The organism is Microbacterium sp. ER1 (genome assembly GCF_023383675.1).
In the GTDB taxonomy this organism is placed as follows: Bacteria; Actinomycetota; Actinomycetes; order Actinomycetales; family Microbacteriaceae; genus Microbacterium.
Window position 1 is genome coordinate 40,996 of the sequence record NZ_QCXO01000132.1, and the last position, 12,948, is coordinate 53,943.

The 12,948-nt window shown below is 63.7% G+C and carries 8 protein-coding genes; 6 read left to right on the top strand and 2 right to left on the bottom strand.

Annotation, left to right across the window (positions count from 1 at the left end; all coding sequences use genetic code 11):
* Position 1: 1 nt before the first annotated feature.
* Positions 2–1,201: an SAVED domain-containing protein gene (locus BV453_RS07380; protein ID WP_249521251.1), complete on the bottom strand. Its 1,200-nt coding sequence runs from the start codon at positions 1,199–1,201 to the stop codon at positions 2–4.
* Positions 1,202–1,280: 79 nt separating this feature from the next.
* Entirely contained in the window at positions 1,281–1,565 is a 285-nt protein-coding gene (locus BV453_RS07385) for a helix-turn-helix transcriptional regulator (RefSeq protein ID WP_249521252.1), read from the bottom strand.
* Between the two features lie 128 nt (positions 1,566–1,693).
* On the opposite strand from BV453_RS07385, the gene BV453_RS07390 reads away from it, so the two are divergent.
* From BV453_RS07390 to BV453_RS07415, 6 genes are all read left to right on the top strand, one after another.
* Positions 1,694–2,260: a hypothetical protein gene (locus BV453_RS07390; protein WP_249521253.1), complete on the top strand. Its 567-nt coding sequence runs from the start codon at positions 1,694–1,696 to the stop codon at positions 2,258–2,260.
* Positions 2,261–2,295: 35 nt separating this feature from the next.
* Positions 2,296–2,658, top strand: coding sequence for a hypothetical protein (locus BV453_RS07395; RefSeq protein WP_249521254.1), 363 nt, complete (start codon positions 2,296–2,298; stop codon positions 2,656–2,658).
* Between the two features lie 94 nt (positions 2,659–2,752).
* A complete protein-coding gene (locus BV453_RS07400; RefSeq protein ID WP_249521255.1) occupies positions 2,753–2,935 on the top strand; it encodes a helix-turn-helix domain-containing protein in 183 nt (60 codons plus the stop codon).
* Between the two features lie 73 nt (positions 2,936–3,008).
* Positions 3,009–6,608: a helicase-related protein gene (locus tag BV453_RS07405; RefSeq protein ID WP_249521256.1), complete on the top strand. Its 3,600-nt coding sequence runs from the start codon at positions 3,009–3,011 to the stop codon at positions 6,606–6,608.
* A 44-nt stretch (positions 6,609–6,652) separates the two neighbouring features.
* Entirely contained in the window at positions 6,653–9,442 is a 2,790-nt protein-coding gene (locus BV453_RS07410) for a DUF1156 domain-containing protein (protein WP_249521257.1), read from the top strand.
* A 5-nt stretch (positions 9,443–9,447) separates the two neighbouring features.
* The gene (locus BV453_RS07415) at positions 9,448–12,843 is read left to right on the top strand and encodes a DUF499 domain-containing protein (RefSeq protein WP_249521258.1); all 3,396 of its coding nucleotides are present in this window, start codon (positions 9,448–9,450) and stop codon (positions 12,841–12,843) included.
* The last annotated feature ends 105 nt before the right edge of the window (positions 12,844–12,948 follow it).

Consider the following 12,948-nt stretch of genomic DNA (forward strand, 5'->3'; position numbering starts at 1 on the left):
CTCACACCTCCAATACCGGAACATCCGTTCCGTCGCCTTGACGCTGATACAACACGAAAGTGGGGTGAACCGCTCGCATGCGGTGGCGTCCAATCGTCACAGCGGCAGTGGTGGGAACTGCCGCAAGGATGTGGAGTCGCTGAGCGTTCGGCCATCGCGACTCCACCGCCGACAGAAGGTCCCGCCAGGCTTGCCCAAACGCTTCGAGATCGGCGCGGCTTGCGATTGCATCTGTCGAGGGACCGGCGGCCGCCGATAGACGAATCGTTGGCGCGTCTGCGAGCTCGGGAGGTGTCCGTGACTGATCGACTCTGGCGCTGACGTCAACGAACGCGACCACCTCCGTCGCGCCGCTGTCCATCACGCTTGGAACGGCTTCGCTAAGTTCGAACACCGCCGTCGGCCCATCCGCTGCGGCCCAGGACCACGCGTCGGGCGCATCCCGCCGAGCGCGAGGGAACAGAACCGTCTCAGTTTTGTCGTCCAGCTTGGCGCCCAGCGACACGAGCATGGGAATCGGAGCGAGCGCGAAGACGGCGACGACGCTCGCGTCTCCTGCAGCGATTGCCTCGTGGACACGGTCGAGTTGAATCGTGATGTCCTTCTCGGCGGCGTCCCACGCCCAGCCGTCGGTCTCGTCATGCCGCGCTGAGATATCGAAGAGCCCGGTGCGAGAATCGGCATGCATGCCCGTCAGCCCCGCCTGTCTTAGCGCTTCGCCGACGTGCTCTTTGGACGCCGGACTGAACGTCCCCCGCACTTGGGATGTCATCCGCACGACGACGGCAGGGCGAAGACGTGCGAAGTCTGTGACGTCGCGCACCCAGCGTTCGTGCTCAGTCTTCTTCTCCGTGAGGAACTGCACGGTGTACTTGTCGACGTATTCGGGCGAGTCGATGCGTCGATGACAATCGCTGCAGAGGAGCAGCAGGTTGTCCTCCGCTGCGCGCTCCTTCGAATCGAGCGGCGAGTCGCCTCGCGGCGCCTTTGCGCCGTTCTCAGCAGCAACATTGTGCGCGATCTGTCCGACCGGTATCGCGTGCCAGTGTTCACGTTCATCGATGAGCCACTTCGCGCAGAGGACGCATCTTGCGGCTGAACGACCCCAGACCCGCTCACGAACGGCCTGCGGTACGCTCGTCCGCTTCACCTCGGTGCCCACCAGCTGCGAAGCGTTCTCGCGTTCCTCAGACGTCCCCATAGTTCAAGCATAGGAACGGGTACCGACATCGGACGGCCCCGACCAAACGACGATGGCGTGCACGGCGACGCTGAAAGCGCTACCGGCTCCTGATGTCAGGTGCGTCCGGCGGAATCAGACTCGCGACCGCCACGCCCAGCACCTGTGACAGCGCGAGCATCGTGCGCAGCGTGGGATTCGCCGGGCTGCCCGGCCGAGACTCGCCCTTCTCGTACTTCTGATATGTGTAGCGCGTGAGCCCTGCCCGATAGGCAACCTGCTCCTGGCTGAGCCCGGCGTCCTCCCGAGCTCGGCGAAGCATGGTCGCCAGCCTCTGAACGTAGGCAGCCCAGTCCTCGTCTGAGTTGTCGATCCGGTGGGCCACCCACCCAGCGTCGCCAGACTGGCACTCTCGTATGGCCTATTCCGTATGGCATAATTTCGGAGGCCATACGAAACAATCAACGCCCCATCGGACTCCTCCGCTTCCTTGCACGTGTGCTGCCCAGCCCGATGACTGCCGGTCGCGTCGCGGGCGAGGCCCGTGCAGCGACCGCGAATGTGATTGCGGCGATGGCATCCGACTCGTACCCCATCTGGTGGCGGGGCATAGACGTACCACCGCCCGCCGAGTGGGCCTACATGTTTGAGGCGTTCACGAGCGACGACGCCGGAGACGAATGGGCGTTAGCCGCGGCGGTCTTCATCGCTCAGACACGGCGGCGCACTGGCCTCGGCCCGACGTTCGCCGAGCTGTTCGTGCATCTCATGCCAGAAGGCAACGGCCTGCCCTCGCCTTTTCCTCGCGAGCTAGAGTTCGTCGAACGACGACGCGCCGTCACAGGTTTCCGAGGTCACATCACCATCGATTGGCGCCGTCGCGGGCTCATCAACTTCGACAAGGGCGTCACCCGAAGCTTGCGTGTTGGGCGAGTCTTTCGCGAACGTTCGCGGCGCCGATACCACGATCACTCAGTGAGAACGCCGAGGCCCGAAAGCGCGATGTCGGATGCCATGGCTACGAATGAAGACAAGCAGGTTGGGCGGCAGATGGTATCCACACGATCGAAAGGTGAGTGATCGGAACGATGGAGCAGAGCGAGTACCCACCCGACATGCAGCGCCTGATCGACCGCATCGCACCCGACTGGCCACCCACCCTCGACGTCGCCCCCGGCTGGTATCCGCTACTGGCCCGACTAAACGCTCGTCTGAGCGCGATCGCACCGGGATACGTCCTGCAGCAATGCAAGTCGAAGTTCGGTTCGCTGTCGTTCTACGCCTCCCCGTCGGATGACGTCAGCGAGTACAACGAAGAATTCAACGAGGCGATCCGCGCGGCCGAATGGGAGAGCGTCGAGACCTGCGAGGTGTGCGGTGCGCCCGGCGCCCAGTACGTCATCAAACTGTGGGTTTCGGTGCGGTGTCCCGAGCACCACCGCGCCACGATTCGATCCGCCGGAGGATTCGCGCGATAGCCCTCGCACAGCGTCTTGTCCCCGGACATGGATAGACCCGCTAGTCTCTGAAACATCCGGAAAGATCCGGCTCGTTCTACTTCGAGGAGTCTGCGTGCCCGAACCATGGCTTTCTGCCGATGACATCGCGGACTACCTGGGTGTGACCAAGGACACGATCTACGCCTGGATCTCCGACAAAGGGATGCCCGCACACAAGGTTGGTCGACTCTGGAAGTTCCAGACGAGCGAGGTTGACGACTGGGTGCGCCGCGGGGACGCCGCGTCACCCGGGTAGCCAAACTCATGGCCGCTATGTCTGTGGCCCGACGTATCCTGATCGGCTTGCCATTTTCCAGGGGAGGAACCACATGGACGCACCTGCGGTGACACTCGCCTCGCTGCGCGCTGGTCAACGCCTGCGCGGTGTCCTGCCCGGGCAGCCGGTGACGCTCGTCGGCGTGACGCCGCTGGACGACGCACTCGTCGAGATCTTCTTCCGCGATGACTCCGGCCGCACCGGCGAACGCATGATCACTGATGCGGATGCCAGCAACCTCGAGCTGGTCGCGGAGATGGGCAACGCGCCCGCGTTCGACGGCGACCCCGATGAGTTTCGACTCGCGGCCGAGGCTCTGCGCATCAAGTACGCAGCGCTGTACGACCCGATGGCCGCGGTGAACAGCTCGGATGTCGATCCCTTGCCGCATCAGATCCGCGCAGTGTACGAGGAACTGCTTCCGCGAATCCCGCTACGGTTCCTGCTCGCCGACGACCCCGGCGCCGGCAAGACGATCATGGCAGGCCTCTACCTGAAGGAACTCATCCTCCGCGCCGACTGCGAACGAGCGCTGATCGTCGCCCCCGGCGGCCTCGTCGAGCAATGGCGCGAGGAGCTGTCACAGAAATTCGACCTCTCATTCGAGATCTTCAACCGCCAGATGGTCGACGACGCACAGGGCCGCAACGTCTTCTCCGAGCACCCGTTCCTCATCGCACGAATGGACCAGCTCTCCCGTAGCGACGACCTGATCGAGCAGCTCTCCGACGTCACTTGGGATGCCGTCGTAGTCGATGAGGCGCATCGCATGTCAGCGCACTACTCGTCGTGGGCCGGTCAGGTTGACGAGACGAAGCGGTTCCGCCTGGGCCGATTACTCGCCGAGACCGCCCACAACTTCCTCCTCATGACCGCCACCCCGCACGCAGGCAAAGAGGAGGACTTCCAGCTGTTCATGTCGCTGCTCGACCGCGACCGGTTCGAGGGCCAGTTCCGCGCCGGCGTGCACCGCACCGACACCCGCGGCCTGATGCGGCGCATGGTGAAGGAAGAGCTCCTCACCTTCGAGGGCAAACCTCTGTTCCCAGAGCGTCGCGCGTACACAGTCGAGTATGAGTTGAGTGCTCCCGAGCGAGAGCTCTACGAGATGGTGACCGGCTACGTCCGCACTGAGATGGGCCGCGCGGAGCGCCTCGCGCAGGCCGGGGACAAGAAGCGCGGAAACAATGTGGGATTCGCGCTCACCGTGCTTCAGCGCCGTCTTGCTTCGAGCCCGGAAGCCATTCTCCGATCACTTGAGCGACGCCAGGCACGTCTCGAGACACGACTGCGGGAGTGGCAGCGTGCGACCGACGCAGCACGGTACAGCACTGCAATGACAGCGACCATCGACGAGTGGTCGACCGGCCGCGTCGCACTCGACTTCGAGGGCGGATCCAACTCGACACCAAGCTTCGACCCCGACCTGTTCGATGACCTCGATGAAGAGATCACCGAGGATGAACGCGCCCAGTTCGAGTCGCGAGTGGATGAGGTCGTCGACCTCGCTACAGCCGCTGAGACGATCGGCGAACTCCGCGCGGAGATCCAGAGCCTCGAAGACCTCATCCGCGTCGCACGCCGCGTCCGCCACCTTGACGACGACAAAAAGTGGGTTCAGCTCCGCACCATCCTCGACGACCAGCTCCTCGTACACGACGACTCGGGCGAACCGCGCAAGATCATCATCTTCACCGAGCACAAAGACACCCTCGATTACCTGCGGCAGAAGATCACGACACAGCTGGGTCGCCCCGAGTCGGTCATCACGATTCACGGTGGCACCCGCCGCGAAGACCGCAAGGCTGCACGCGAACAGTTCACCTACGACCGCAACACTGTCGTGCTGCTGGCGACGGATGCCGCGGGTGAAGGTCTCAACCTGCAGCGCGCGCACCTGATGGTCAACTACGACCTGCCGTGGAACCCGAACCGGATCGAGCAGCGCTTCGGCCGCATACACCGCATCGGCCAACGCGAGGTGTGCCACCTGTGGAACATGGTCGCGAAGGACACCCGCGAGGGGGACGTGTTTACGCGGCTGCTGTCGAAGATCGACCAGATGTCGATCGCGTACAACGGCAACCTGTTCAATGTCCTTGGCGATGCGGATGCCTTCCAAGAGAAGTCGCTCCGCGAACTACTGATCGAGGCGATCCGGTACGGCGACGAGCCCGAGCGCAAGGCTGAGCTCGACCGCGTCATCGACGCGAGCGTCGCCCACGGGCTCGACACCATGGTCGCCGAGCGTGCGCTGCACCCCGAGATGTACTCGTCGCTCAACCTCGAAGAGATCCGCGAGCGGATGGAGAAGGCCCGTGAGCGGCGCCTGCAGCCCGGATACATCGCGGCGTTCTTCCTACCCGCGTTCGAACGCCTCGGTGGGCGCATCCGTCGGCGCGAGAAGGGCCGCTACGAGATCACGCGGGTACCTCAGCGCGTCATCGACGCAGCACGCAGACTCAACCGGTGGGCGCCCGTGCCGGAAAGGTACGAACGAGCCACGTTCGAGACCGCACTCGTTCGCCCCGAGAATCAGACGCAGGCGGCACTCCTCGCCCCCGGCCACCCGCTGTTGCAAGCGGTCATCGAGCTGACCATCGAAGACCTGGGGCCTGTGCTCAAGCGCGGAACAGTGTTCATCGACCGTCGCGAACAGCAATCCGAACGCACGGCGCTGCTGTACGCTGTCGAGCAGCGCATCCAAAACGCCACCCGCGACGCCGACACAGTGTCGCACCACTTCGACTACCCCGTCCTCGACACCGCGGGCACAGTCACCCTCGCCGTGGCCCCGCCCTACCTCGATTTCGATGCACCGCATGCCGGCGAGGCGGCGGCAATCGTCGAGGTGCTCGCGGACACGTGGGCGAGGAGCGACCATGAACGTTCTATCCGGACGTGGGCCTATCGAGATGGACTCGCACCTCGGATGGACGAGCTCACGGCGCGGATCGCGGTGGATGCCGACCGCACCCGCGTGCAGGTCAAGGAGCGACTCCTCGCCGAGATCAACCACTGGGACCGTGAGCACAATCGCCTCGAAGCGCTCGAGCGCGCCGGCACAATCGGCCGTATCCGCGCGGACGTCGCGCTCCAGCGGGCACGCCAGCTCGACGAACGACTCGAAAAGCGGCTCCGCACGCTCGACGAAAGCACCCAGCTCGTCGCACTTCCTGCGGTCGTCCGCGGGTCGGCGCTCGTCATCCCAAGCCAGCGCCTGTCCGCTCACGACGAGGATGCCGAACCCCAAACTTTCGCGCGCAATACCGAGCTCGTCGAACGCCGCGCAGTCGATGCAGTCCTCGCGGCCGAACGTGCGCTCGGCCGCGAGCCCCACGAGATGCACCGGAACAACCCCGGTTACGACATCCAGTCGTTCGATGCGGACGGACGCATCCACTACATCGAGGTGAAGGGACGCATCGAAGGATCCGATACCTTCACCATCACAACAAACGAGGTCACCTTCGCCCAGACTCAGGGCGATCGCCACCGGCTTGCACTGGCGCTGGTATCACCGGAGGGCGCGACACGAGACCAACTTCGCTACGTGCTCGACGCGTTCACCCACATCGAGCCTTCAGCGACCACTCGTTCGTATAACGAAGAGTGGCGTGACTACTGGGATCGCGGAGGCCCACCGCGATGATCCCGCCCACCAACGACTCCAGCCCAACGCCCGAAAGACGCGCAATGACCGCACCGTACAAGAAGAAACTCATCGAAACATCGCTTCCGCTTGAGACCATTAATGCAGAAGCGTCTCGCGAAAAGTCAATCCGGCACGGCCACCCCTCGACGCTGCACCTGTACTGGGCGAGGCGACCGCTCGCTGCCGCACGCGCCGTGCTATTTGCGCAGCTCGTCGACGACCCGGCATCGCGGCCTGAGGAGTTCCCGACGGTCGAGGCTCAGGACGCTGAGCGAACCCGACTCCACGCGCTCATCGAGAAGCTCGTCGTCTGGGAAAACAGCAATGACGAAACGCTCCTCGAACAAGCACGCAACGAGATTCGCAAGTCCAACGGCGGTGAGTTGCCTGCCGTACTTGACCCGTTTGCTGGCGGCGGCGCGATCCCTCTGGAGGCTCAGCGCCTTGGGCTTGAAGCCCACGCGAGCGACTTGAATCCGCTGGCTGTGCTCATCAATAAGGCCCAGATCGAGATCCCTCCAAAATTCGCCGGGCGCCCACCGGTGTTCCTTGGGGCGTCGGGTACACGAACAAGCTGGAGTCGTGCTGAGGGCCTCGCCGAAGATGTGCGGCGGTACGGAGAATGGATGCGAAATGAAGCAGCCGCGCGTATCGGCCATCTGTACCCGAAAGTCAGGGCGGACGGCGGCACGGAACACACCGTGGTCGCATGGATCTGGGCTCGCACCGTTCGAAGCCCGAATCCCGCAAACCCGATCGAGGTCCCGTTGGTTCGCTCCTGGTGGCTTGGGAAGAAGAAGGGCAAAGAAGCCTGGGTCCACGCTTCAGTAGTTGGCGGGAAGATTCAATACGAAGTCCGCCATGATGCGAACGGCCCGCGGGGCGATGAAGACGGTACGATCGGGCGCAAGGGCGCTATCGCGATCAGCGACGGCACGCCGATGTCGCTGGACTACATCCGACAGGAAGGCCGAGCCGGCCGCATGGGCGTCCACTTGATCGCTGTCGTCGGTGAAGGCGTGCGGGGTCGCGTCTACGTCACCCCCAACGAGCAGCATCGCAGCGCCGCCGACGTTCCGCTTCCTCTGGACGTTCCGGAAGGGGATCTACCAAAGAACCCTCGTGACTTCAAGACGCCGAACTATGGTCGGACGACTTGGGCCGACCTATTCACCCGTCGGCAGCTTACGGCGCTTACAACGCTGAGCGATCTGGTATCAGACGTTCGCTCGAAGGTGCTCGCTGACGGCCTTGCCGCGGGGCTACCGCACGGCATTCCCCTAGAAGCCGACGGCACAGGCGCCGAAGCATACGCCGACGCCGTTGCGACGTATCTCGGATTTGTCGTCAGCAAGATGGCGAACTTCAACAACGCGTTTTGCCAGTGGCGTCCGGACGCGGGGAAAGAGCAGGTGGGCCATCTGTTCGCTCGACAGGCAATTCCAATGGTTTGGGATTTCGCAGAGTCGAACGTCTTCTCCCACTCCGCTGGCGGATGGGACGGGACGATCAAGTTCCTACCGAAGGCTATCGAAAATCTCCCGGCGTTCGGGGCTACGGGCCTCGCGACCCAGGCGGATGCCTCGACGCGTGGTTATGCTGGCGTGGTCGTATCAACAGATCCTCCGTACTACGACAACATCGGGTACTCGGATCTTTCTGATTTCTTCTATGTCTGGCTCAGACGCACACTACGGGGCATCCACAGCACGACCGTGAGCACGATGCTCACGCCAAAGGCCGAGGAGCTGGTCGCAAACCCTTATCGTCACGACGGGCGGGCGGGTGCGGCGAAGTTCTTCATTGATGGGTTCAACTCCGTATTCGGCGCGATCCGCGCTGAGGCGAACCTTTCCGTACCGCTGACGGTGTACTACGCGTATAAACAACAGGACACCCGCGACTCCGAGATCTCTTCAACGGGTTGGCATACGTTGCTCGACGGCCTAATCGAGGCCGGCTGGGAGATCACCGCTACCTGGCCCATGCGTAGCGAACTTAGCAACCGCATGATCGCGAGAGGCACGAACGCGCTTGCGTCATCGATCGTTCTCGCTTGCCGACCGCGACCGGAAGCCGCGCCGACTACCACCCGTCGCGCATTTGTCGCGGCGCTGAGATCTGAACTGCCCGAAGCGCTGCGCACCCTCATGCAGGGAGCTATCGCTCCCGTTGACCTTGCCCAGGCGGCGATCGGTCCGGGTATCGCCGTATTCTCACGCTATGTCCGCGTGCGTGAGGCCGACGGCTCGGACATGAGTGTCCGGGACGCGCTCGTATTAGTGAACTCGACACTCGACGAGGTCATCGGCGACCAGGAATCCGACTTCGACGCCGACACCCGTTTCGCGATCAAGTGGTATCGCCAGTACGGCTGGGGGCAGGAGAACTCCGGCATCGCCGACCAGCTCGCCAGGTCGTCGGACACGTCGATCGGAGCGCTAGAGCGCGGTGGAATTTTGGAGGCAAGGGGCGGGCGAGCACGCCTCCTCTCTCCCACTCAACTCGAGGACGAATGGGATGTGGGCGCAGATGAGCGCGTCAGCGTCTGGGAGGCGACTGTGCGTCTCGCCGCGGTCATGGCCAAGCACGGTGCCGACCAGGTTGCCGACCTGCTCCCGTCGGTGCAGACACGGGTGAATCTCGACGCAGTGAAGGAGCTGGGTTTTCTGCTCTTCCATGAGGCGGAGAAGAAGCGCGACACCAAGGACGCGATTCTCTTCAACGGATTGGTGAGTGCGTGGGGTGACGTGAATGAGCAGGCACGGAAGCACTTTGGTTCGCCGCGCTCGGTTCAACAGACGTTCGATTTCGATGAGGATGGGGACTGAGTGCGATGGCGATGAACAACCGTGACCGAGTAGGCAAGGCCTTCGACCTGTTGTCGGAGGGTCTGCTCGATTCGGTCGACGAGGTGATGAGTGCCGCCTACGGCACGTCGAAATGGCCTGCCGCGTGGGCGCAAGAAGACGCACAGCGTCGGGGAGGACCGGTCCGAACGCTGACGAAGCACGATGTCCAGGTCCAGCTTCGCGCAATCACCGAGCAGGGCTACCGGTTCAAGGATGTGCTGTCGCGGGCGCAGCAGGGGTTCGGCTCCGAACTGCGCGAGACGCGCAACCTGTGGGCGCACAACGAGCCGTTCAGTTCTGATGACGCGGCGCGCGCGCTCGACACGATCGAGCGTCTGCTCCATGCCGTCGGCGCGGTGGACTCAGCCGAGGACGTTCGCAAGCTCCGGGTCGACCTGCAGCGCACGGTGTTCGAGGATCAGACGCGCAAGCAGGTCAAGCGGACGACGGTGGCCCTCGACCCGGGTTCGGGTCTGCGGCCTTGGCGCGAGGTAATCCGCCCGCACGATGATGTGGCACGGGGCGAGTTCACGGCATCCGAGTTCGCGGCAGACCTGCATCTCGTGCGAACAGGCCAGGCGACGAGCCCCGAGTACGGCGACCCAGTCGAGTTCTTCACCCGCACGTACCTCACGGAAGGTCTGCGGGATCTGCTGTCGCGCGCGCTCCGGCGCGTGGGTGGCGGGGACGGGAACGCGAGTCCGGTCGTCAACCTGCAGACCAACTTCGGTGGCGGCAAGACCCACTCGATGCTCGCGCTGTACCATCTGTTCAGTGGCACGCCCGCGAAGGACTTCCCGCAGGAGTTGCAGGAACTCATCGCTGCCACTGGGAACCCAGATCTTGCAGCACTGGGAGTGAAGCGCGTCGCGCTGGTCGGAACGTACTTGAAGGCAGGATCACCGCTCATCAAGGACGACGGAACCGAGGTCCGAACGCTCTGGGGTGAACTCGCCTGGCAACTCGGCGGCCGCGAAGCGTACGACCTCATCGCGGAGGACGACCAAGCCGGAACAAACCCGGGCGAAGCCCTGCGGACGCTGATCGCGAAGTACTCGCCGGCGCTGATCCTCATCGACGAGTGGGTCGCGTACGCGCGGCAGCTGGTCACCGACAAAGAGCTTCCTTCGGGTTCGTTCGAAACGCAATTCACGTTCGCGCAGTCATTGACCGAGGTCGTCAGGTCTGTGCCAGGAGCGATGCTCGTCGTTTCGATCCCGGCATCAGACACTGGCGATGCAGGTAGCGGCAGCGACATTGAGATCGGCGGTGCCAACGGGCAGCTCGCCCTGGAGCGCCTGCAGAACGTGATCCGTCGCGTCGCGGACCAGTGGCGGCCGTCGAGTAAGGACGAGTCCTTCGAGATCGTCCGCCGCCGTCTCTTCCAGGCGCCGAACGCGGAGGGCCTCACTACGATCTCCGCCGTGGCGCGCAGCTTCGTCACGCTGTACCGGAGCAACACTGCCCTGTTTCCGCGGGATGCCGTGGCGCCGAGTGACGACTACGAGCAGCGCATCCGTGCGTCGTATCCGCTGCACCCCGAGCTGCTGGATCGCTTGTACGAGGACTGGTCCACTTTGGAGCGCTTCCAGCGCACCCGCGGCGTGCTGAAGCTCGTGTCGTCGATCGTGCACGAGCTCTGGGCATCCAATGACACCTCCCCTCTGATCCTCCCCGGGAACGTTCCGCTGGAGGCGACGACGGTCAACACTGATCTCACCCAGTACCTCGAGGACCAGTGGAAGCCGATCATCGACTCCGATATCGACGGCCCAGGGTCGATGGCGCAGCAGATCGACCTGGATCGCCCCAACCTCGGTCAGCGGTTCGTGACTCAGCGGATCGCGCGAACGATCTTTATGGGAGCCGCTCCGCGGATCAAGGCGTCACGAAAGGGCCTCGACAAGCAGTACGTCTGGCTGGGCACTGCCATGCCCGGGGACACGCTCGGCAACTTCGGCAGCGCGATCGAGCTGCTTGCGCAGCGCTCGACGTATTTCTACGAAGAACAAGGCCACTATTGGTTCGACACTCAGCCGTCGGTGACGAAGACTGCAAACGACTATGCGGAGCGACTCCGTGAGGACGTCGAGACGGTGTGGAACGAGATAACTGTACGACTCCACAGCGAGGAACGCGCGCGCGGTGTGTTCGATCGTGTGCACGTCGCGCCAGCATCGAGCGCCGACATCCCTGATCTCGAAGACGCGCGGTTGGTCATCGTCCACCCTCGCCACTCGCGACGGAAGTCCGACGGCGTCGACTCGTCGACCCACCAGTGGGTGCGGGACGCTGTCGAGACCAAGGGCGCCAGCCAACGTGTTCATCGCAACACGCTCGTGTTCCTCGTCGCTGACAAGAGCGAACTGGAGAGCCTCGAGGCCGCTGCCCGCAGCTTCCTTGCGTGGAAGCGTGTCCAGGCAACCAGCGATAGCCTCAACTTGTCGACGCAGCAGCGCAAGCAGACTGATGACTGGGTCACGCGCCTCGATCGAACCGTGTCAGATCGGATCCGCGACGCTTTCGTCTGGGCGGTCTACCCCGAGCAGTTCGACGCAACTAAACCTTTCGAGCTGATCACAGACAAAGTGCCCGACTCGGGCGGCCGCTCGCTCGCTGAACGTGTCTCCGCGAAGCTCTCCCGCGACGATCAACTCGTGACGGAACTCGGTGCGCCGATCCTCGGCGCCACGCTGCACCAAGAGCTTGGACAGTTGTGGCGCGACAAAGGCGAGATCAGCGTCGGCGAACTGTGGGGCTACTTCACCCGATACGTCTACCTGCCGCGCCTCGCGAAACGGGCGACTCTCGACTCCGCGCTCGAACGCGCACTCAACGCGGTGCTCGTCGACGGCGAGAAGTTCGCAATCGCGACGGCAAAGGACACCGAAGCGGGCCGCTACCGCGGGCTGATCGTTCCGCCAGCACACAACACCGCCATCCAGGTGACCGACAGCACTCTCCTGGTGGACTGGAACAAGGCGGATGAGCAGGCATCTGCCGATCGCGTCTCCGCGGTACGAGAGGCCGCCAGGCGTGCAGCCGAGGAAGGCGGCACAAACCTCGGGCCCGTGGACTTTGTCATCGCTGATGAACCTATTGAGGACACGTCTCAGGACCCGAGTGATCACGTCGCTTCCGAGCGCCGGCCCAGCCGCTACTTCGGCACCGTCACCGTCGACCCAGACCGTTACTCGCGCGACATTGGAAACGTGACTCGTGAGATCATCGACCGCCTTGCCGGCGCCGGTGCGAAGCTCGAGATCACGATCGACATCCAGGCGAGCAAGAGCGAGGGCTTCGAGGAGGGCGAGGTGCGCACGATCTCCGAGAACGCGCGCGTGCTCAAGTTCGACCCGAGCTCTGGGTTTGAAAGGTAGGAGTCCGATGACTGAGTCACAGACGCTAGTGCGCTCGATCCGAGCTGACCGAGTCCTCGGGGAGTTCGCGTACGAGGTCGAGTTCCCGGGATCGTCTGATGATGA